The sequence below is a fragment of the Streptomyces sp. NPDC031466 genome, from assembly GCF_055581265.1.
The window spans coordinates 179856-199826 of sequence record NZ_JBVIJT010000014.1 but is presented as its reverse complement, the minus strand read 5'-3'; the positions used below and the strand labels follow the sequence as shown (position 1 = coordinate 199826).

Below are 19971 nucleotides of genomic sequence, written 5' to 3'. Positions count from 1 at the left end.
AAACGACACGACACACCAACAACAGCCACCGCGTCATCCCGCACCAAACCAGCATCCGACAACACGATCGACGGCCCCCGCTCGGTCGAAAAAAGCGTCACACCAAATCCATCACCGACAGTCAAGGATGGACGGAATGACGAATGAAAACTGGGTCAAAGGAAGTTCGGACCACACCCCCAAGATCGGCGAGCGCACCCCCGGCCATCCTCATCGAAAGTGATCACGCTCGGCACCCCACACCCCTGTGAGGTCAGTCACAGGCCTCCGTTGGAGGGGTTTACGCCCAGGTCAGGCCATGGATGGGGCCCACGCAGGTCGGCGCGGGAGGGTCTGTGACGGTGCCCCGTCGCGCAGCGGGACGGGGCCCCGGGACCGCAGGCGGGCGAGCCTCGAGACACGTCGACGACGGCGCGCGCACGACCCCGTGCGCGCCGGTGACCCCCGTGGACAAATCGGGCGGCGGCGTCGACGGAAACACCCCGCGCCGGAACGTGCCCGTTCAAGGGAATTCGCCCCGCTCACACCCCGAACGCCCCGCAGGATAAAAGCGGCCGCGCGCGATGTCACCGCACTCCATCGAGCCCGATTCCATCGAAGCAGGACACGCCTTTCCTGTCCCGCCAGACGGTAGTGTGGCGCTCGGACTTGATCAAGGCTTGACATGGCCAATTTCGTAGATCATCCTGTCGCAAAGCAGTAGTCGGGCTACCGGTCCACGATGCATCGCACGTCACAAAATCGAACCGGTGTGACCGGGCCACGGGGGTGGGACCGTCTGTCGCATTGCGGCCGACGGCCGTTTGCGGAGCCCGCACGCCTTTCCGGGCTCCATCGCGCCTCCGGTGGTGTTTCCGAGTCGACCTCCGTACCAGCATCTCCCGGTACGGGTCGCCTGATCCGGGAGAAGATGGCAGAAGTGAGCGAATCAATGGGTTCGATTTTGGCTACCGGGGACGAGGTCACATCGCCCGAAGAATTCCGGTCATGGTTCGCCGATCGCCAGCGGTCGAATCGGCTGACGGTGGACCGCATTCCATTCGACGGGCTGGCCGGATGGGAATTCGACGACGGCACGGGGAATCTACGGCATACCAGCGGGCGTTTCTTCTCGGTCGAGGGACTCCAGGTACGGACGGACCACGCTTGGTTCGGCAGCTGGACCCAGCCCATCATCGTCCAGCCGGAAGTCGGAATTCTAGGGCTGCTGGTCAAGAAGTTCAACGGCGTGCTGCACGTTTTGATCCAGGCCAAGCACGAGCCGGGCAATATAAGCGGCCTCCAGCTCTCCCCGACAGTTCAGGCGACCCGTAGCAACTACACCCGGGTCCACCGGGGCAGCGGCGTCAAGTATCTGGAGTACTTCACCTCGCGCCGGCGCGGCCGGATCCTCGTCGATGTGCTGCAATCCGAGCAGGGTTCCTGGTTCCTGCACAAGCGGAACCGCAACATGGTGGTCGAGGCCCTGGACGATGTGCCGTTGGACGACGACTTCTGCTGGCTCAGCCTCGCCCAACTGCGGGAGCTCCTGCTCACTCCGCACATGGTGAACATGGACACGCGTACGGTGCTGTCCTGCTTCCCGTCGGACGTGTCGCCCCCCGCGGACGGACTGCCGGCGCCGGTGGACCCGTTCGCCACCGCCGTCACACAGTCCCTGGCCGATGCCTCCGCCGCGCTGCACGACATGCGCGAGGTCCTCAGCTGGCTGACCGACGTCCGGTCCCAGAGGGAACTGGTACAGCAGCGCGTCCCCTTGAAAGAGACCGAACGCAGCGGCTGGCGGCGTGGCGACGACTCCATAGCCCACGAGCACGGCGACTTCTTCCGTGTCATCGGGGTGAGTGTGCAGGCCAGCAGCCGCGAGGTCTCGTCGTGGACCCAGCCGCTGCTGGCCCCCACCGGTCCCGGCCTCGCCGCCTTCGTCACCAAACGGATCAACGGCGTGCTGCACGTCCTGATCCAGGCCCGCACCGAGGCCGGTTCCCTCAACGGACCCGAGATGGCGCCGACCGTGCAGTGCCGGCCGTCCAACTACCAGTCGGTCCCCCACGAGCACCGGCCGGCGTACCTGGACTACGTACTGTCGGCCGAACCGGGGCGCATTCGGTACGACACCCCGCAGTCCGAGGAGGGAGGCCGCTTTCACCACGCCGAGAACCGCTACGTCGTGGTGGAGGCCGGGGAGGACTTCCCGGTCGAGGTGGACCAGGACTTCCGCTGGCTCACCCTGCACCAGCTCCTCGCCCTGCTGCCCCACAGCAACTACCTCAACGTAGAGGCCCGCAGCCTCGTCGCCTGTATTCAGGCGCTGCGCTGAGCACGGCCCGAAGGGAAACCGCATGTCCTCGTCCCGCCTACGATTCGGAGTGCTCGGCGCGGCCGACATCGCCCTGCGCCGCACCATCCCGGCGCTGATCGCCGACCCGGACATCGACGTGACCGCGATAGCCAGCCGGGACGCGGCCAAGGCCGCCCGGTTCGCCGAACGGTTCGGGTGCAAGGCGGTCACCGGCTACGACGCGCTGCTGAGCCGCGACGACATCGACGCGGTGTACATCCCGGTGCCGGTGATGCTGCACACGGAATGGGTGGAGGCCGCGTTGCTGCGGGGCAAACACGTCCTGGTGGAGAAGCCCCTGGCCGCCACCCGTTCGCGCACCGAGGAGCTGATCGACCTCGCCCGGTCCCGCGGCCTGGTCCTGATGGAGAACTTCACGTCGCTGCACCACGCGCAGCACGCCGCCGTCATGAAGCAGCTGGGTGAGGGCGCGATCGGAGAACTACGCTCCCTCTCCGCGGCCTTCACCATCCCTCCCAAGGCGGAGGGCGACATCCGATACCAGCCTGACGTCGGCGGCGGCGCTCTGCTCGACATCGGCATCTATCCTCTGCGGGCCGCACTGCACATCCTCGGCCCCGAACTCGAGGTCATCGGCGCGGTGTTGCGCCACGAGCGGCGCCGCGACGTGGTGCTCTCCGGCCATGTGCTGCTCGCCACGCCACAGGGCGTGGTGGCAGATCTGGCCTTCGGCATGGAGCACGCCTACCGCGCGGAGTACACCCTCTTCGGCACCGCCGGCCGTCTCCGTCTCGACCGGGCTTTCACTCCGCCGGAGACCCACCTGCCGCGGCTGGAGATCGCCCGTCAGGACACCTTCGAGGTGCTCACCCTGCCGGCAGACGCGCAGTTCGCCAACCTGGTGCGGGAGTTCGCCCTCTCCGCGAGGCGGGACCCCGGCCGACTCGCGCGGCACCACGCGGACGCCGTCCTCCAGGCCGACCTCGTCGAGCGGGTCATGGACGCGGCACGCGTCTGCCCCTGCTGATCCCACACCACCAGTCCATGCGGGACCTCCGCAAGGACACCGACCGGGTCGCGGTCGTTCCGGCGTACGACTCGGCCAGGTCCCACCAGGCGGGCCGGGCCGACGGCCGGCCGCAGGGCGCCGTTCTTCCCGCTCGGCTGGTGTTCGGGCCGCACACCCCGACCGATCGGACAGCGATCCTCGAATAGGTGGTCAAGGGTGTGACTGCCGGGGCCCTCTCGCTGGAGACCGGCGTCCGCATGCTGCAAGACGCCGGATACCCCATCGAAGACGCACACGAAGAAGCCACTCGCATCTCGCCGGGCAGGGGCTGAGCGTTCCGGTGGTCGTGGCGGACGCCGGCTATGGCCGCAGTGTCTGCTTCCGGCTCGCGCTGGAGGAACGCGGCTGCTCGTGTGTCATGGCCGTCGGGCCGTCGGAGGCGTCTCGGGCCGGCCGGGGTCGGTGGCGGTCAGGACCAGGATGGCCTGGTCGTCGTCGATGTCCTGGCCGCCGGTGAAGGCGTGCACGGTCCGGGTGACGGCATCGATCAGGTGCTGGGCCGCGGGCCGGGCCGGTGCGCCGGCCACGGCCTCGGCGAGGCGCTCCTCGCCGAACAGTTCGTCGCCGCGGCAGCGTGCTTCGGTGATGCCGTCGGTGTAGAGCACCAGGCTCTCGTGGGGGCGCAGCCGCAGGTGGCGGGGCGTGAGGTGGGTGTGGGGGCCGACGCCGAGCAAGAGGCCGGGCGTGTCAACGGGGTGGACGGCGCGGTCGGCGTCCACTTGCAGGGGGAAGGTGTGGCCGGCGCGGACGAGTTCGACGTCCAGGCCCGCGGGGGTGGGGGTGAGCTGGCCGTAGACAAGGGTGACGAAGCCGGTGCCGTGCCCGGCGGGCCGGTTGACCAGGGCGCGGTTGACGGCCTCGACGACGGCCTTGGGCCCGGGCAGGAGCGGCGCGACGGCGCGGGCGGTGTGGCGGACCAGCGCGGTGGTCGTGGCGGCGATGGCGCCGCGCCCGCAGACGTCGCCGAGCAGGAACGCCCAGCGGCCGTCGTCCAGGGGGAAGACGTCGTAGAAGTCGCCGCCGATGTCGAGGCCCTCGCCGGCGGGGCGGTAGTAGGTGGCCACCTCGGCGCCGGGCACCTGGGGCAGGTCGGGCAGGAGGAGGCCGGCCTGCAGGTCGCGGGCGAGGGTGGCCCGGTGGGTGTACTGGCGGGCGTTGCGGGCGGCCAGGGCGGCGCGGGAGGCGAGTTCCTCGGCCAGGGCGACGGTGTGCCCGTCGAAGGTGTGCTCGCCGGTGGACAGGAGGGTCACGGCGCCGAACGCGCTGCCGCGGTCCAGGAGAGGGACGCACAGGTAGCCGGTGACACCCAGGTCGTGCCAGGGCCCGGGGCCGGTGGGCGTGCGACGGGCGATTTCGCTGGCACCGGAGGCCAGGACGCGGGCAACGGCGTCGTCGGCGGCATCGTAGACGGGAATGTGCGAGGCCAGCAGGGCCTGCTCGTCCTGGGTGGGGGCGGCGGTGGCGACGCGGCGTACTCTCCCTGCCTCGATGACGTCCACGGCGCACACGGGGGCCAGGCGCGGGACGCAGGAGGCGGCCAGGCGCTGGAAGGTCTGGGCGGCGTCCAGGTCGGAGGACAGGGCGGTGCTGGCGTTCAGGAGGAAGGCGAGATCGCCGCGGGCGGCCTTCTCGCGGGCCTCGGCCCGGATGCGTGCCTGTTCGGCCTGATGGCGTTCGATCGCCAGGGCGGCGGTACCGGCGAAGACCCGGGCCAGTGCCAGGTCGGCCTCCTGCGGGGCGCGCGGGACGCGGTGGTACATCGCGAAGGTCCCCAACAGCGAGCCGTCGCGGGCCAGGATCGGGGTGGACCAGCAGGCGGCCACGCCGGCCTTGTCGGCCAGGTCGCGGAAGTCGTCCCAGAACGGGTCCGTGGCGATGTCGGGGACGATCACCGGTTTTCGGCGGTGGGCGGCGGTGCCGCACGAGCCCACCCCCTCGCCGGTGGCGATGCCGTCGATGGCCTCGTTGTAGAAGCCGGGCAGGCTCGGGGCGGCGCCGTGGCGCAGGTGGCGGCCGTCGGGGTCGGCGAGCAGGACGGAGACCAGCACCTCCTCGGGCGCAAGGTCCTCGATCGCACGCGCCATGCCCTCCAGCACCTCGGGCAGGGGTGCCTGGCGGGCAATCTGCTCCAGCAGCACCCGGTGCTCGGCCGTGAGCCGTTGCGCCTGCTTGACCTGGGTGGTCTCCACCCCGATCACGCGTACGCCCAGGACGTTGCCGCCGACGTCCACACGAGGTTCGTAGCTGAAGTCGAAGAACGCCTCGCGCGACTTCGCGCCCACGCCCAGCACCACCCGGGCCTCCCGCCGGGTGTAGAGCGCGCCGGTGCGGTAGACCCGGTCCAGAAGTGCGATGAAGCCCTGCTCGACGAGTTCCGGCATCAGCTGGGCCAGCGGCACTCCGGTACGGGTGCGCTCGGGACCGCCGATCGCCGCGAAGAAGGCCTCGTTCGCGCTTTCCAGCATGTGCGCCGGCCCGGCCAGGGAGGCGAACACGGCCGAGGAGTGCCCGAACAGCGCCCGCAGATCGTGGTCCGCGTCCGTGGGAGCGGCGGTGCGCGCTTCTGCCGTCGCGGCAGAGGGGAAGGCGTGCTGCCCCGGTACGCGCGTCATATGTTCTGCCTCTCCTTCGGCCGTGCCGGACCGTCCGGGCCGGCATCCGCGATGTCATCTCGGTCGATGTCCACGGCCAGGGCCTGCGCGACGTCGGCGTACACGCCAAAGACCTGATCCAGCCCCGTCAAGGACAGCAGACGGGCCACCGGGCCGGGCACGGCGGCCACGCGCAGCACCCGCTGCCGCGCCGCCAGATCCTGGAAGAGCCGCAGCAGAGCGCCGATGCCGGAGGAGTCGCAGAACGTCAGGTGGGTGCAGTCGGCCACGACCGGGCCCGCGGCCCGACTCCTGACCAGCTCCTGGGCACCGGCTTCCTGGAGCTGCACCACGCTTTCGAAGTCGAGCTCTCCGCGCAGCACGAACACCGCCCCCTGCGCCTCATGCGTGACCTGCACCGAGAACACCCGCGACTTCCTCCGTATGGCGCTTTCAGGGTCCGCGTCGACGCATCAGTGGACCATGATCTTTGCTGCTGGGGGGTACCCTCCTCTCGACTCCTCACACCTGTGGACCCCGGCGGCGGATCGCACGCGGTCACCCGGCTCGAAGACGCGTAGCCGGAGGTGGTCGGCCTCATGGGTCACCGGGCGATCCGGCCGCAATTCGTGCCGTTTCTGCCGGCTGACTCGGCGGCGATCACGCCGCCCCAGGAGACGCAGTGGCCCTTGGCGGCGAGGTAGACCGGGCCCGCGTACGACCGGTAGTAGCCGTCGTCATCGGCATAGTCCCTGGTGTCGTCCCGCAGGACCCAGGCGTACATGTGGACGGCCGCCCCCGGGGTCCTGCGGACGGTCACGGCGCAGTTCTTTCCCGTCGCGGAGTTGTACGTCAGGTAAGACGTCCCCGCCCTCCCGATGTTGATCTGGTTCACGACCTTGTAGCCGGCGCCGCATGCCTTGTTGTACGGGGCCGCGGGCGCGGCCGCCGCTGCCGCCCCGGCAGACGTGAACATGACGCCCCCTGCCGCCACCGCCACGGCGGCCACCGCCGCCATCCGGATGTGTCCCCTGTGCTTCATGCGCTCTCCCCGATACTGGTGTCAGCCGCACCGCCTGAAGCGCCGTCATGGCTCGTCAACGGTCCCCCGAGGGCGGTCTTGCCGGCGAAGACACAGTCGGGGCCCGCGCCAGTTGCACGTCGCCACCCCGCATCCCGGGCACCGGGACGCTCCGGCACCAGGACACACAGCGGCCCCCCGACGCCCCACCGGACGGTGGGCCTGGCACGTCTTTTCGCCAAGGCCGGGTCCGCTGACCGGCGTACTCCTCCCACCCGCGCCGCGGCGGAGCAGGTGTTCATTCGTTGCATGCGTGCGCGCTTCGAGGATCAGGCCGTGTCGCGGGCGGACGCGGAGGGCGACGCGAGGAACCCGGTGCGCCTGAACTCGTGCAGGTAGGTGTCGAGCAGCCCGGCGTCGACGGGCGGGCAGACGAGTCCGCTGTCCGCGAGTGCGGCGTCGGTGTTGCGGCGGCCGAAGGCGGGGAAGACCCCCTCGGTGTACATCTGCTCGACCGAGACCTCGCTGTCACGAGCCGGTTCGACGAACATGGCGACGTACGGGGCCATGGGGTGGTCGGGCATCCGTGCCGTCAGGTCGGCGAGCATCTCTGTCCACGCGTCGTAGGGCACGGTCCGCACCGGGTAGCCCATGGCGGTCAGGCGTTCCACGAGCAGGGGCAGACGGGCCGCGCGGGGGTTGGTGAGGTGGTACACGCGTCCGTCGGGTTCCTGGTGGGTGATGATGTGGGTGATCGCGTCGGCGGTGTAGTCCACCGGCACGAAGTCCAGCGGCAGGGCCAGGTCCGGGGCGAGGCCGGTTTCGGCGACGGTGCGGAACAGGGCGCACATCATGGTGTCGGTGTTCCACACGCCCCGGCCCACGGTGCCGGTCACCTCGTAGGGGCGGTGGACGGCCACCGGCAGGCCGCGCCGGCCGGCCTCGGCAACGAGGTTCTCCGCGACCCATTTGGTCTCGGGATAGCCCAGGGACAGGCGGTCGGCGTGGTCGAGCGGGGTGTTCTCGTCGACGTGTCCGACGCCTGCGGTGCCGAACCCGGCGATCACCGCGAGGGTGGAGACGTAGTGGAGCGGTTTGGTGGTGTGTTCGCCCGCCAGCTCCAGCACCGTGCGGGTGCCGCCCACGTTGACCGGCGCGAGCGCGCCGTAGGGGTAGGCGAAGTTGACCCGTGCGCCGCAGTGCACGATCAGGTCGGTCTCGCGGGCCAGCCGGTCCCAGTCGCCTTCGGACAGGCCGAGGTGCGGCTCGGCCAGCTCTCCGGGTACGGGGACGACACGCTCCAGCAGCGGTTCGGGGTCGAGCCCGTAGCGCCGCATCCTGGCGGCCAGCCGCGCGAGGGCCTGCGGTGGGTCGTCGGCGCGAATCAGACAGTGCACGCGCTCCACGCCTTCCCGCAACAGCCGGTCCACGAGGTAGCTCCCCAGGAACCCGGTCGAGCCGGTCAGCAGAACCTGCCGAGGCGCCCGCGGAGCGGCCGTCGCGGGCGCGGTGTACCGCAGGTCCGCATCTAGTCGGCTCTCGGCCGCGAAGTCGATGTCCGCGCCGGCGGACTCCTCGTGCCCGTCGAGCAGGTCCCGCACCGTCGCGGCGAAGTCCCGCAGGGACGGGTCGGCGACCAGGCTGCGGATCATCGCACGCCCGAACCCGGCCGGTACCTTCAGCCGTTCGCGTACCGCGGCGGTGACCTGAGTGGCCCGCAGCGATGTACCGCCGAGAGCGAAGAAGCGCATGTCGCGGGCGACCGTGTCCTCGTGGAGGACATCGCGCCACACATCGGCGAGGATCTCCTCCACCTCTCCCCGGGGCGCTTCGGCACGGGCCGCCGACGTGGCGGGCGTGGCCAGGGCGGACAGCGACCTGCGGTCGACCTTGCCGCTTGAGGTGAGGGGGAGCGCGTCCACCAGGGCGATCCGCGTCGGCACCATGTAGCTGGGCAGCCGGTCGCGTACGTGCTCATGCAGGCGAGCCACGAGGGTTTTGTGCTCACGTCCACCCTGCGCCACGACAGCGGCCACCAGCCGCTGCCCCGCCCCCTCTCCGACGACGTCGACCGCCGTCTGACGCACGTGCGGATGGGCCGACAGCACCGACTCGACCTCGTCCAGCTCGACGCGGTAGCCGCGGATCTTGACCTGGCGGTCGCGCCGCCCGAGGAACTCGAGCGCCCCGTCCTCGCGCCACCGTGCCATGTCGCCGGTGCGGTAGAGCCGTCCGCGTATCCCCTCGGGACTCCACCGGTCTTCGACGAAGCGTTCCGCCGTCCTGCGCGGGTCGCCCAGGTAACCCAGCGCCACCCCGTCGCCGCCGACCCACAGCTCGCCCGTCTCGCCGGGGGCGGCGACCGCGCCGTCCTCGCGCACCACGTAGGCGGTCGAGCCCGCGACCGGCACCCCGATGGGCACGTTCTCGGCCTGCGGTGCCAGGTGGTCCACCCGGCACACGGTGGACAGGGAGGAGTTCTCGGTGGGCCCGTAGCCGTTGAGGAAGGCACCCGGCCGGCCCTCCGCGAGCACGGCGCGTACCGCGCGGGGGCTGAGCACGTCGCCGCCCGCGACGAGGAGACGCAACCCGGCGAAGAGGTGCGGTGCGAGGTGGACGTGCTGGTGGAAGAGGCCCGCGCTCAGCCACATCACGCTGACGTGCCGGCCGCGCACCACGTTCTCCAGTGCCTTGGAGTCCAGCAGGTCCGAGTCCTGGGTGAGGAGGAGGCAGGCGCCGTTCAGCAGGGTGGCGAAGATCTCGAAGCAGGACACGTCGAAGGTCAGGTCGGTGGTGGCGAGAACGCGGTCGTCGGGCCGGATGCGCAGCTCCCCCGCCCCGCGGGCCAGCCTGGTCTGGCCGCGGTGGGGACACACCACGCCCTTGGGCGTGCCGGTCGATCCGGAGGTGTAGATGACGTACGCCGCCTCACCGGCGGCGCGTTCGCGCCACCACTGCGGATCAGCGTCCTCGGGAACGGTGAACAGGTCGTCGGCGCGGACGGCGGTCGTGGCGTCCGGTACCTCCACGGGCCCGTCCGCGCCGTGCACCGCCACCCGGACTCCGGCGTCCCGCAGCATCAGGGTCAACCGGTCGGCGGGCTGGTCCGGACCGACCGGGAGGTAGACCCCGCCCGCGTGCAGGACCGCGAGGATGGTGGCCACTGCCGCCGGCGACCGGCGCATGACCACCGCGACCACGTCCCCGGCACCCACTCCACGCGCCCGCAGCGCCGTCGCACCGCGCCGGACCTGCTCCGCCAGCTCGCGGTAGGTCCATGCACCGTCCGCCCATTCCACGGCCGTTGCCTCGGGCCGGGCGTCGACCTGTTCCGTGAAGAGGAGCGGGATGGTGGCCGTCCGGGGATGGCCGGTGGACACCTGGTTCCAGTTACGGGCATGCCGGGGCAGGGGGGTGGGGGTGATGTCGTTCGGCATTGCCACGCCGACTCCTCGGGTTCGTTTGGGTGGTCAGGTCGTTGTCCTGGGGCGTCACCCCGACAGGGGGCCGGCGTGGTGAGGGGGGATGGTGTGCGGGGCGGCCCGCCGGGGGCCCGCGCGGAAGCGTCAGGAGCGGAACACCGGACCGCGCACGGCGTCGCCGTGCCGACGGGAGTCTCACTCCGCCGCCCGGTTGGGCCGCTGGGCGCGGCGCCAAGGGACGCCGGTACCGGCTGTCCTACGCGGGGCTCCTCTCGGCGACGATGCTGTGGGCCGAGGCGTCCTGGCGCAGCAGGGTGACGGCGAGTTCCGCGGCCATGCGCCGGATCGCCTCCAGAGGCGGGCTCGCCTTCTCGGGGAAGTGGACGTCGATGTTGCTCTTCAGCTCCAGCACCCATCGGGCGGCGTCCTCCGGGCAGGGCAGCACCCGGTCGTCCCGGATCCGGAATCCGCCGTCCCGCAGGACCTCGGTGACGTAGCGCGGCGATTTGCGGTGGCGCAGCGCCAGATGGTCCGCGTCCGCGGGCAGATCCGGCTCACGGTCCAGGAACTCCTCGGTGTAGAGCGTCTCGGAGACGACGAGCAGGGACCCGGGCCGCATGCGGCGGGCCAGCGCCTCGACCGCGGTTTCGTACACCTGTGGGGGGAGGTGTGTGATGACTCCCCGGGCGACCACGAGGTCGTAGGGCTGCTCCGGGTCGGGCAGCTCGGCGATGTCGGCGGCGTCGCACAGATACAGGTGCACACGGTCCGGCCGGGGCACGTCGCGCACCAGGCCGGCGCAGTGCACGAGCTGCTGGGCGCTGATGTTCATGCCGTCCAGGCGCGGGCAGTCGGGATAGACCTGCGCGAGGTGCCTGAGCGTCGCCCCCCATCCGCACCCGATGTCCAGGATGCGTCGCGGGGTGGTGTGGCCGGGACCGTCGCCCGTGGCGAGGGCGAGTTGCCGTTCCAGGTGCCTGCGTCCCGCCTCGTCGAGGGACACGGGGCGAGGGGAGTCCGGGTGGTCGAAGACGCCCCACTGGAAGTGCAGTTGCTCGCCCAGGACCATCTGCCAGTCGCCCGGAGAGTCCTCGTAGGCCCGGACCACGTGAGCGCGGAACGGGTCGCTGTGGTGGCTCGGCAGTACCTCATACGCCGGTTCGTCATACGTCGGTTCGTCGATGCCGTTCATCGGTTGCCTCCTTGTCGGACAGGCGGTGTTGGACAGGTGACGCGGTGCCGGGGCGGCGGCCCCGGCACCGGGGTGTCACGGGCTCAGACCGTGTCGGCCGCCGCGGCCTTCCAGACGTCCAGCAGCGCGTCTGCGATGCGGTGGGCGTGGAACAGCGCTTCCTGCGGATCGTCGCCCCGGTCCAAGCCGTCCTGGGCGACGGTCAGGGCGAGTTCCGCCAGGGCGGCGTCGCCGGGGTCGTCGTAGTAGTCGAGGAACTCTCGCGGCACCGGTGCACCCGTCTCCCGCAGGCGTCGTGCGACGGCAGTGGCGCCGGAGTAGTAGACGTGCATGTCGGTGTGGGCAGCCAGGGCTGCCGCAGTCTGGCTCCCGCATGCGGCGATCCAGGACATGGCGCCGTGGAAGGAGTAGGCGCCGCTGCTCGTCGGCGGGCCCACCAGGTCGGCTTCCGTCATTTCCAGGGCCCGGGCCACTTCCCGCAACTTGGGAGTGGCCTCGTGGACGATGCGTGCCAGGGTCACCCAGAGTTCGGCGGCGGGCCGGTGCGGATACCGGGTCAGCAGGGTGCCGTACGCGACGAGTTCCACCGCGTGGGCCCGGTACTCGACCGCCACCAGACGACGCAGCGGTTCCAGGACGCCGGGCTCGGTGACGGGCGCCAGGGTGAGCGGACTGCCGGGGGCCTCGCTCGTGAGGCTCTGTCGGACGTCGTCGGCCAGGGCCTTGGCGTCCATGTGGCTTCGGGTGGTCATGTGCTTCCTTTCGGTGGTGGTCGGCGACGGATGGCCGTCGTCGGTGCGGGTGGTGAGCGGTTCAGGCGGTGGGGCCATCGGTGGCCCGCGGTGGCGGGAGGTATCCGCTCTCCCGGAGGCGGCCGAGGTAGAGGTCGATCAGCCGGGCGTCGACCGGCGGGCAGGTCAGGCCGGCGTCCGCCGACACACGGGCGGTGTTGTCGCGGCTGAGACGGGGGAATGTGCTCGTCAGATACGTCGGCTCGACGGCGGGGTCCGTGCCGGTCGCGGGCGCGGCGATCAGCGGGAGGTACGGCGTCATCGGGTGCCGGGGGTCCGCGTCGGCCGCCCGGACGACTCCGGCCGCCCATGGCCGGTATCCGACCGTGCGCACCCGGTAGTCCATGGCACGCAGACGGTCCACGAGGAGGGACAGCTGTGCCACGTCGGGGTTGGTGATGTGGTAGACGCGGCCGTCGGGCTTCTCGTGGGTGATCACCCGGGTGATCACCTCGGTCGTGTGGTCCACGGGGACGAAGTCGAGGGCCAGCGGCACGTCGGGGGCCATGCCGGTCTGTGCGATCGTGCGGAACAGCGCGCACATCAGGGTGTCGGTGTGCCACACGCCCCGGTCACCGGTGCCCGTGACCTCGGCGGGACGGTGGATCGATGTGGGAAGCCCTTGGCGCGCGGCCTGGGCCAGCAGCTTCTCGGCGACCCATTTCGTCTGGGTGTAACCGCCCGGGAGCCGGCCGGGACGGCCGAGCGGGGTGGACTCCGTCACGTGCCGGACCCCCGTGCGGCCGAGGCCGGTGAGGACTCCGACGGTGGAGATGTGGTGCACGGGCTTGAGCCGGTGCGCGGCCGCCAGTTCGATGACTGTGCGCGTGCCGCCGACGTTGGTCGGAGCCAGTGTTTCGTACGGGTACGCGAAGTTGACCTGCGCGCCGCAGTGCACGATGAGGTCGCTCTCCCGTGCCAACCGCCCCCAGGCTGCCCTGTCCAATCCGAACCGTTCGGCGGACAGGTCACCCGTGACCACCGTGACCCGGCCGTCCAGGCGTCGCGGATCCAGGCCGTAGCGCCGCATCCGGGCGGCGACGCGCGCGGTGCCCTGTGCGTCGTCCCGCGCGCGGACGAGGCAGTAGAGGCGTTCCGCGCCGGCCGACAGGAGCCGATCGATGAGGTGGACGCCGACGAAGCCGGTACCGCCGGTGACGAACACCCGTCCCAAGTGGCCGGATGCGGGCCGCGGTCCGGTGAACGGCAGCGCCCGGTGCAGTCGCGCCTCGGCGTGCAGGTCCGGCTTCGCGGGTGCGGCCCGCGCCGTCCCCTGCCCGGCGAGTCGCCGCGCCCGCCCCGCGAAAGCACCGAAGGTCGGACTGTTCAGCAGCTCGCGGACGAGGGCGCTGCCCATCCCCGGGTCGATGCCGAAGTGGCGGCGGGTGGCCGCGGCGACGTGCGTCGCCGTCAACGACGTGCCGCCCAGGGCGAAGAAGTCGTCCTCCCGCCGCACGGCGTCCGTGCCCAGGACCTCGCACCAGATGCGCTCGAGAGCCCTCTCGTCCACGCCGTGCGGCGTTGCGCCCTCGCGTCGACCGGTTCCCTGCCGGGTGAGCAGGGTCAGGAGGCGGGCGCGATCCGCCTTGCCGCTCGTCGTCAGGGGCAGGTCCGGGGCGCAGACGATCCTGCTGGGCACCATATGGGCCGACAACCGGTCCCGCGCGTGGTCGTACAGGCGCGCGGCCAGCGCGGTGGCATCGGCGCCCGGGGTGGCGACCACGACCGCGCCGAGGTGCTTCCCCAGTCCTTCGCCCAGTACGCCGACGGCGGCCTCCCGGACGTCCGGATGGGTGGACAGCACGGCCTCGACCTCGTCCAGCTCGATCCGGAAGCCCCGCAGCTTCACCTGCCTGTCCCTGCGCCCCAGGAACTCCAGCACGCCGTCGTCCCGGCGGCGCACGATGTCGCCCGTCCGGTAGAGGCGGCCCTGCGGGTCGTCGCCGAAGCGGTCGGGAACGAAGCGCTCCGCGGTCAGTTCCGGGTCGTTGAGGTAGCCGATCGCCACACCGTCCCCGCCCACCCACAGTTCCCCCTCCTCCCCTGCCTTGGCCGGGTTGCCGTCGCGCCGGACCACGTGGACGGTGGTGGCGGGCACGGGCCTGCCGATGGGGACGAGTTCCGCGTGGTCGGGCAGGTCGCGGACCTTGTACGACGTGGTGATGACGCCGTTCTCCGTCGGCCCGTAGCCGTTGATCAAGGTGGCCGGCGCGCCGTGGGCCAGTACGGCGCGGACGGCGCCGGGGCTGACCGAGTCACCGCCCACCATCAGACAGCGCAGTCCGGAGAACATGCGGGGTGCCGACCGGGCGTGTACGTGGAACAGTCCGGCGGCCAGCCACAGGGTGGTGATGCGGTGGTGGCGCAGGCACTGCCGCAGGGTCTCGGTGTCGAGGAGGACTTCGGGTTCCGGGAGGACCAGGCAGGCACCGTTGAGCAAGGTGCAGAAGATTTCGTAGTACGAGACGTCGAACGTCGGGTGGGTCGTGGCGAGCAGGCGGTCGCCGGGCCCGGGGACCGCCGGGTGGTCGGCGGTCACGAAGCGGACCAGTCCCCGGTGGTGGCACAGCACGCCCTTGGGCGCGCCGGTCGAACCGGAGGTGTAGACGAGGTACGCGGCGTCCGTCGCCACCCGTCCTGCGGTCCGGCGCGGTTTGGGCCGTGCCGTCCTCTCCGGTTCCAGTTCGCGAGTGGTGACCCGGACGAGCGGGAGAGCCGGGGGGACGGTGGCGTCCGGCAGGGTCACCACATACCTGGCGGCCGCGTGCCGGATCATCGTGGCCAGCCGTTCGCCGGGAGTGCGCGGGTCGAGGGGGAGGTGGACGGCGCCTGCCTCCAGGACGGCGAGCGTGGTCACCACCGACTGCGGGGAGTGGTCAAGGAGTACGGCGACGACGTCGCCGTCGCTCACGCCGCGAGCCCGCAGGTGCGCGGCGGCGCCGTACACCCGGTCGCGCAGCTCCCGGAACGTCCAGCGGCCGCCGTTCCACACCAGCGCCTCGCTGTCGGGGGTCCGCCGTGCCTGCCGGGCGAACAGGTCCGGGAGCAGGGCGTCGCGGAGGTCGCCGGTAGGGGTGTCCTCGCACGCGCGGACGTGCCGACGGGTGCGGCCGTTCGGCGTGGGCGCCGTCGACGGCATGATCGACTCCTCTCCTGGGTCGACTGGCCGGGATGTGCGGGGCCGGTTGCGGTCAGCCGGTGAGCAGGACCTTTCCGGCGCGTCCGGGTCGCCCCGTGCGTTCGAGCGCGGTACGGAAGTCGGCGAGGTCGTAGCGTTCCGCGACCTCCAGGCCGGGCAGGCCACGTGCGACGGCTTCCTGGACCTCCCCGGTGAGAACGCCCAGCTCCTTCTCGTCCAGGCGCTCCATACGGGCGGGAAGCCAGAAGCCGCACACGCTCACCTGCCGGAAGACCAGGTCGTCGGGGCGCACCGAGAGGGGGCGGCCGGACAGCATGCCGTAGGAGACGAACCGTCCGGCGGGACGGAGGGAGCGCAGAGCCGCGTCGCCGAGAGCGCCGCCCACCGCGTCCAGCACCGCGTCCACCTGGCCGCACTCCACGGTGTCGCGTACCGCCTCGGTGAGGGCGCCCGCGGAGCCGGCCGTCAGGGGCCGCGCGCCCAGGCGCGTCAGCGCGTGTGCTTGTTCGCGGTGTCTGACCACGGGCAGGCACCGGACACCGCGCTCGCTCGCCAGGTGGATCACCATGCGGCTCACGGCGGAGGCACCCGCGGTGAGGAGCAGCGTGGCGCCCGGATCGAGGGCGAGGTCACGCACGAGCAGGTGGGCGGTGAACGGGTTCACGGTGAGCTGGCAGGCGGCCTCGGTGGAGACGCCGTGCTCGACCGGGATCACCGAAGTGCCGGGTAGGCAGATGTGTTCCTGCCACGTTCCCGTGGCGGAGACCGCCACCCGGGTGCCTGGTGCGGGCCCCCTGGTGCCGGGGCCGAGGGTGTCCACGGTGCCCGCCCCCTCGAACCCGGCGACAGCCCAGCCGCTCTCCCGGGTGCCCTCGTCCGGTCGCGGGGTGAAACGAGCCTCGCGACCGTAGGAGCCTTGGACGAACAGGAGGTCCGAGGGGTTGATCGGACGGGCGGTCAGCCGTACCCGTACCTGGCCCGGGCCCGGTTCGGGACGGGGGAGGTCTGTCAGGCGGAGCACGCGGGCAGGATGTCCGTACCCCTGGAAGGCCACGGCCCGCACGATCAGCCCGCTTCCCCGCGCAGGTGCCGGTACAGGCTCTCGCTCAGCGAACCCACCGTCTCCCGGCCGCTGTGGACGACCTTGTTGACGAGTACGTGGGTGGCGTCGCCACCGTGCAGCGCGTCCGCCAGTTGTCCCGCCGAGCCCGCACCGCCGGAGGCGATGACCGGAAGCCCGGACACCCGGGCCGTGGCGCGGGTCAGTTCCAGGTCGTAACCGATGCCCGTGCCCTCACGGTCGACGTTGTTGGCGAGCAGCGAGCGCACGCGCAGTTCACCGAACCGCCGGGCTACGGTGAGGGCGTCCACCGTGGTGCGGGTGGCGCCGCCGTGGATGACGGTCCGCCATCCTCGCTGCCGGTCGCCCGAGCAGTTGACGACGCCGATGAGCCGTCGGCCCCCCAACAGGCGGGCGGCGCCCGCCACCCGGTCGGGTTCATCGACCATGCTGGTGCTGACCGAGAGCGCGTCCGCGCCCGCGGACAGCAACTCCTCGCACTCCTCGGGCGACGGCAGGACTCCGTGCTGCACCGAGACGAGCAGTTCCAGGCCCGTCCCGTGCAACTCGCGCAGCAGGTCGGGCAGATAGCCGACGGCGGTCCAGGGATCGACGACGTCCAGGAACAACTGGCCGGCACCGTCGTGCGCGTAGCCGGCGGCGATGCCGACGACGTCGAGGGGGTCGGCGAGACCCGGGATCCCGGACGGGTCGGTCGCCACGCCGTCGCGCACGTCGATGCAGGGAATCACCTGCCGGGCCACCTGGGCCCAAGTGTCCATGGTGCCGCTTCCTTGTCGCATTCCCTGTCGCATCGGTCATCCGCCTTCCAGGTAGTTGCGCAGCCGCCGTAGCCGTGGGCCGCGGGGTGCGAGGTGATCTGCCACTGCCAGAGCCGATGCCATGGCCGCTTCCTGTGTTTCCACCGGGGTCGTGCAGTGTCCGAGGAAGAGGAGGCGCTGGCCCTCTTCGATCGCGCCCAGCCGTTGCCTTGCCCGGCATGCCCGCGGGGTGGGGAGCGTCGCCCGGAACGAGGAGCGGGCGAGTTCCGCACGGGGCCGCCCGGCGCGGTGGTCGACCTGGCTGACGAACAGATCGACACCCAGCGAGGGGCCGTACCAGGTCGTGGTCTCGCTCCGGCCCGACTCCACCGTCGTGTTGCCGGCGGACCACACGCGCCGGTCCTCGGGCATTCCGTACGGGTCGCGGTGCAGGACGTAGGTCACTTGCCGGTACGCGACGGCGTTCAGTGCCGCTTGCCAGGCTCCCGTGCCGGCCAGACCGGAGAGTGCTGCCAGGGCGTGGTCCGCCGGCAGAGCCAGGGCGACCGCGTCCACCGGGTGGACGGCTCCCGTTCCGTCCACGAGTTCGAAGCCCTCCGCGACCTGGCGCACCGCCCGCAAGCCGGTCCCCAGTCGCAGCCTGACCGAAGGCGAGCCGGCGGCAAGTGCGTGGACGAGGGACGCGGACCCCGCTCGCAGGTACGTGGTCCGGGGGACCGTGTCCGGCGGTGTGAAGGTCGCGCCGACCGCCCGGGCGGACAGGGTTCTCGCCTCGTCCAGCGTGCAGCCGTGGAGTGCAGCCGGCAGCGCGCACAGCAGGTGCTCCACCGAGGGTGAGGGCAGCGACCACGCGTGCAGGACGTCGTCGAGCGTGACGTCCCAGGACATCCCCTCCGTCTCCCACCGCGCGGATTCCTCGGCGAAACGGACCATGGCCCGGTACGCCGCTCCCCCGGTCGTGACCGGTCGTGCCACGTCGGCGGGTTCCGCGGCGGAGACCCACACGGCCGGGTGCTCGTGCTTGCGGAACACCACGCGAGAAGCCGTGGTCGCCACGAGATCCCCCGCCGGGACACCCGCCGACGCCGCGATGTGCCGCCAGACCGGAGACACCTCGACGGGTGTCTCCCTGACACCGAGGTCGATGACGTGAGTACCGCCGTCCGCCATTGTCTGTACGGACTCAGCGTTCCCGCCGAGCCTCGTCCGCTCCTCCAGCAGGAGCACCTCATGGCTTTCGTCGAGCAACCAGGCCAGCGTCAGACCGGCGATTCCGCCGCCCGCTATTCCCACGCGCACGGTCATCACCCTTGTCGGCTTCGCCGGCCGGCCTGGACGGCTTCTGGTGCTCGCTCCGCCCCCGCGGCGAACCGCCAGAAGCCGTCGAGGCCGGCCGGCAGGGTTTTGGCGACCGCCGCGGCGTGGTCGGACGTGTCGCCTTCGCGGGCGCCGTCCTCCACGACGGTGGAAACCGCCATGGGGAAGGCGAACGCGCCGGCGGCCGTCAACGGGTCGAGAGCGGAGACGGGGGGTGAACCCACCGCCTTCGCGCACCGGTCGGGGCTCGGCCTGACGGAGCGCAGACCGGAGATCAGCCCGGCGAAAAGGTCGGCTGCTGGTCCACTCGGGAAACGGGTGAGACGTACCGCGTAGGTCACGGTCTCGGTCTCCAGGCACAACTGGTCGGCCTGCACCATGCGACGGAGATTCTGTCGGCTCACCCGGCCGTCGCGGGCAATTCGCAGCAGCGCGCTGTCACGCTGCCCGATAATTCGCTCCTGCTCGACGAGCAACTGGGCAGCAGCAGATACAGGACCGGCATTCATGAATTCCCTCGCCAGCGTTGTTTGTCGGCTCCGTTGCGCAGTCACGAGTGCCCGAGCCCCGTATCCGAAAACAGCGAGTAATTCGGTACCTTTGATACGGCACCAGGCCCTTTGGTCCCGCCTTGACGCCCACAAGGCGCCCCGTACACGGTGGAGTGCCGTCCGGTGACGTCAGGTGCCGCAGGGGCAGAAAGGAACCAGTGAGGACGCACTGACGAGGGAGGGTGCAGGCATCTCGGATCACGGCGGGAACGGCCGGGCAGGAGGAACCGTAAGCTGACCGGATTCCTGGGTTCACCGCCCCGCGAATTAGGGAATGATGAGCCTGCCTGCCCGCTTCCGACGTCAGAGCCGCTGTCCCGTCCATGAGCGACAGACTCATCCCGGGGGACGATGTCATGCCCGACGAAGAAGACTCCTGCCATGAGGAACTCATGTGCAGTCTTCGGGCGCTGCTACGGGCCCTTGACGAGGTGGCCCAGCTGTTGAGGAGTCTGGTTGAGGAGCGCCGGTCGAATCCCGGATTCGCCACCCCGGACACGGAGTTATCCGTCGGCAGAATTGAATACCTCACGGATCGTGAGAACGCAGTCTTCGAACTACTTGTGACCGGTCTTTCGAACCGCCAGATAGGGCGCAGGCTCGACATAGCCGAACGCACAGTGAAGAACAATCTGCACTCGATCTACCGGAAGATCGGGGTATCGGGCCGGGCCGAGGCGATCGCCCAACACTTCGGCATCCCTGTCCGAGGCCACAGGCCGAACGAGTAAGGG

Annotated in this window: 15 protein-coding genes; 4 read left to right on the top strand and 11 right to left on the bottom strand. The window is 71.1% G+C overall.

Translation table 11 applies throughout. The annotated features are described in order from the left end of the window. Positions 1-910 precede the first annotated feature (910 nt). The 3 genes from ACZ5GP_RS31090 to ACZ5GP_RS31080 are packed head-to-tail and all read left to right on the top strand — an operon-like array spanning position 911 to position 3517. Positions 911-2320, top strand: coding sequence for an NDP-hexose 2,3-dehydratase family protein (locus ACZ5GP_RS31090; RefSeq protein WP_468754027.1), 1410 nt, complete (start codon positions 911-913; stop codon positions 2318-2320). 22 nt (positions 2321-2342) lie between these two features. Then, positions 2343-3329: a Gfo/Idh/MocA family protein gene (locus tag ACZ5GP_RS31085; RefSeq protein WP_468754026.1), complete on the top strand. Its 987-nt coding sequence runs from the start codon at positions 2343-2345 to the stop codon at positions 3327-3329. Positions 3330-3346: 17 nt separating this feature from the next. Beyond that, positions 3347-3517, top strand: a complete 171-nt coding sequence (locus ACZ5GP_RS31080; RefSeq protein WP_468754025.1) for a hypothetical protein — start codon at positions 3347-3349, stop codon at positions 3515-3517. A 210-nt stretch (positions 3518-3727) separates the two neighbouring features. Here ACZ5GP_RS31080 and ACZ5GP_RS31075 read toward each other — a convergent pair whose 3' ends face one another. The 11 genes from ACZ5GP_RS31075 to ACZ5GP_RS31025 form a co-directional block, all read right to left on the bottom strand. Continuing rightward, positions 3728-5983 carry a SpoIIE family protein phosphatase gene (locus tag ACZ5GP_RS31075; protein ID WP_468754024.1) on the bottom strand — a complete coding sequence of 752 codons (2256 nt, stop codon included), beginning with the start codon at positions 5981-5983 and terminating at the stop codon, positions 3728-3730. Further along, positions 5980-6390 (bottom strand): STAS domain-containing protein, encoded by a 411-nt coding sequence (locus tag ACZ5GP_RS31070; RefSeq protein ID WP_468754023.1) that lies wholly within the window; start codon positions 6388-6390, stop codon positions 5980-5982. Before ACZ5GP_RS31070 ends, ACZ5GP_RS31075 begins: the two co-directional genes overlap by 4 nt. 176 nt (positions 6391-6566) lie before the next feature. After that, positions 6567-7004, bottom strand: a complete 438-nt coding sequence (locus tag ACZ5GP_RS31065; RefSeq protein WP_468754022.1) for a spore-associated protein A — start codon at positions 7002-7004, stop codon at positions 6567-6569. 308 nt (positions 7005-7312) lie between these two features. After that, positions 7313-10420, bottom strand: a complete 3108-nt coding sequence (locus ACZ5GP_RS31060; RefSeq protein ID WP_468754036.1) for an amino acid adenylation domain-containing protein — start codon at positions 10418-10420, stop codon at positions 7313-7315. 241 nt (positions 10421-10661) lie between these two features. After that, complete coding sequence (locus tag ACZ5GP_RS31055; protein WP_468754021.1) at positions 10662-11597, bottom strand: SAM-dependent methyltransferase; 936 nt, start codon at positions 11595-11597, stop codon at positions 10662-10664. 83 nt (positions 11598-11680) lie between these two features. Next, positions 11681-12349, bottom strand: coding sequence for a hypothetical protein (locus ACZ5GP_RS31050; protein WP_468754020.1), 669 nt, complete (start codon positions 12347-12349; stop codon positions 11681-11683). A 61-nt stretch (positions 12350-12410) separates the two neighbouring features. Further along, a complete protein-coding gene (locus ACZ5GP_RS31045; RefSeq protein ID WP_468754019.1) occupies positions 12411-15527 on the bottom strand; it encodes an amino acid adenylation domain-containing protein in 3117 nt (1038 codons plus the stop codon). A 52-nt stretch (positions 15528-15579) separates the two neighbouring features. Continuing rightward, positions 15580-16548: a zinc-dependent alcohol dehydrogenase family protein gene (locus ACZ5GP_RS31040; RefSeq protein ID WP_468754018.1), complete on the bottom strand. Its 969-nt coding sequence runs from the start codon at positions 16546-16548 to the stop codon at positions 15580-15582. Positions 16549-16592: 44 nt separating this feature from the next. Next, entirely contained in the window at positions 16593-17369 is a 777-nt protein-coding gene (locus ACZ5GP_RS31035; protein WP_468754017.1) for a HisA/HisF-related TIM barrel protein, read from the bottom strand. 36 nt (positions 17370-17405) lie between these two features. Continuing rightward, positions 17406-18668 (bottom strand): NAD(P)-binding protein, encoded by a 1263-nt coding sequence (locus ACZ5GP_RS31030; protein ID WP_468754016.1) that lies wholly within the window; start codon positions 18666-18668, stop codon positions 17406-17408. Between the two features lie 5 nt (positions 18669-18673). Then, positions 18674-19195, bottom strand: coding sequence for a hypothetical protein (locus tag ACZ5GP_RS31025; RefSeq protein WP_468754015.1), 522 nt, complete (start codon positions 19193-19195; stop codon positions 18674-18676). A gap of 365 nt (positions 19196-19560) precedes the next feature. On the opposite strand from ACZ5GP_RS31025, the gene ACZ5GP_RS31020 reads away from it, so the two are divergent. Continuing rightward, complete coding sequence (locus tag ACZ5GP_RS31020) at positions 19561-19968, top strand: helix-turn-helix domain-containing protein (protein WP_468754014.1); 408 nt, start codon at positions 19561-19563, stop codon at positions 19966-19968. Positions 19969-19971: the final 3 nt, after the last annotated feature.

Bases quoted from the DNA above. Each gene is read 5' to 3' on its own strand.
- ACZ5GP_RS31090 (WP_468754027.1), top strand. From the start codon at position 911: ATGGCAGAAGTGAGCGAATCAATGGGTTCGATTTTGGCTACCGGGGAC.
- ACZ5GP_RS31085 (WP_468754026.1), top strand. From the start codon at position 2,343: ATGTCCTCGTCCCGCCTACGATTCGGAGTGCTCGGCGCGGCCGACATC.
- ACZ5GP_RS31080 (WP_468754025.1), top strand. From the start codon at position 3,347: ATGCGGGACCTCCGCAAGGACACCGACCGGGTCGCGGTCGTTCCGGCG.
- ACZ5GP_RS31075 (WP_468754024.1), bottom strand. From the start codon at position 5,983: ATGACGCGCGTACCGGGGCAGCACGCCTTCCCCTCTGCCGCGACGGCA.
- ACZ5GP_RS31065 (WP_468754022.1), bottom strand. From the start codon at position 7,004: ATGAAGCACAGGGGACACATCCGGATGGCGGCGGTGGCCGCCGTGGCG.
- ACZ5GP_RS31060 (WP_468754036.1), bottom strand. From the start codon at position 10,420: ATGCCGAACGACATCACCCCCACCCCCCTGCCCCGGCATGCCCGTAAC.
- ACZ5GP_RS31055 (WP_468754021.1), bottom strand. From the start codon at position 11,597: ATGAACGGCATCGACGAACCGACGTATGACGAACCGGCGTATGAGGTA.
- ACZ5GP_RS31050 (WP_468754020.1), bottom strand. From the start codon at position 12,349: ATGACCACCCGAAGCCACATGGACGCCAAGGCCCTGGCCGACGACGTC.
- ACZ5GP_RS31045 (WP_468754019.1), bottom strand. From the start codon at position 15,527: ATGCCGTCGACGGCGCCCACGCCGAACGGCCGCACCCGTCGGCACGTC.
- ACZ5GP_RS31035 (WP_468754017.1), bottom strand. From the start codon at position 17,369: ATGGACACTTGGGCCCAGGTGGCCCGGCAGGTGATTCCCTGCATCGAC.
- ACZ5GP_RS31025 (WP_468754015.1), bottom strand. From the start codon at position 19,195: ATGAATGCCGGTCCTGTATCTGCTGCTGCCCAGTTGCTCGTCGAGCAG.
- ACZ5GP_RS31020 (WP_468754014.1), top strand. From the start codon at position 19,561: ATGAGCGACAGACTCATCCCGGGGGACGATGTCATGCCCGACGAAGAA.